This window comes from Enterococcus sp. LJL120, from assembly GCF_054871765.1.
Genome location: NZ_JBTXLV010000026.1, coordinates 2501 through 3535, shown reverse-complemented (window position 1 = coordinate 3535; position 1035 = coordinate 2501). Strand labels below are relative to the sequence as shown.

At 46.1% G+C, this 1035-nt stretch carries 1 tRNA gene and 2 rRNA genes (1 of these 3 running past the window's edge); all 3 read left to right on the top strand.

What is annotated here, in order from left to right:
- Positions 1-70 (top strand): 16S ribosomal RNA (locus tag ACYSNU_RS18735); the annotation flags it as partial.
- A gap of 84 nt (positions 71-154) precedes the next feature.
- Positions 155-227, top strand: a tRNA-Ala gene (locus tag ACYSNU_RS18730).
- A 174-nt stretch (positions 228-401) separates the two neighbouring features.
- Positions 402-1035 (top strand): 23S ribosomal RNA (locus ACYSNU_RS18725) (it continues 2280 nt past the right edge of the window).

Here is a 1035-nt window from a genome sequence, read left to right as displayed (position 1 = left end):
GGGATAGATGATTGGGGTGAAGTCGTAACAAGGTAGCCGTATCGGAAGGTGCGGCTGGATCACCTCCTTTCTAAGGAAAAATTACGGAAATACACATGTCGTTTGTCTTTGTTCAGTTTTGAGAGGTTTACTCTTATATTTAAATAGTAACATCGGGGCCTTAGCTCAGCTGGGAGAGCGCCTGCTTTGCACGCAGGAGGTCAGCGGTTCGATCCCGCTAGGCTCCATTAACAACTTCGGTTGTTATCTTTTGTTCATTGAAAACTGAATACTGAAATCAAAAATAATCAAAACAAACCGAGAACACCGCGTTGAATGAGTTTTTAAATGAGTTCAATTGTTTTATCTGACTAACCTTCTATCGCTAGAAGAAGTGGTCAACACCAACCGTAAGGTTGTAAGGTTAAGTGAACAAGGGCGCACGGTGGATGCCTTGGCACTAGGAGCCGATGAAGGACGGGACTAACACCGATATGCTTTGGGGAGCTGTAAGTAAGCTATGATCCAGAGATTTCCGAATGGGGAAACCCAGCATCTTTTATAGGATGTTACTTTTCAGTGAATACATAGCTGATTAGAGGTAGACGCAGAGAACTGAAACATCTAAGTACCTGCAGGAAGAGAAAGAAAATTCGATTCCCTGAGTAGCGGCGAGCGAAACGGGAAAAGCCCAAACCAACAAGCTTGCTTGTTGGGGTTGTAGGACTCCAATATGGTAGTTCTTTCAGATAGTCGAATGACATGGGAAGGTCAATCAAAGAGGGTAAGAATCCCGTAGACGAAATTTGGAAGGCACCTAGGAGGATCCTGAGTACGGCGGAACACGAGGAATTCCGTCGGAATCCGGGAGGACCATCTCCCAAGGCTAAATACTCCCTAGTGACCGATAGTGAACCAGTACCGTGAGGGAAAGGTGAAAAGCACCCCGGAAGGGGAGTGAAATAGATCCTGAAACCGTGTGCCTACAACAAGTCAAAGCCCGTTAATGGGTGATGGCGTGCCTTTTGTAGAATGAACCGGCGAGTTACGATCCCA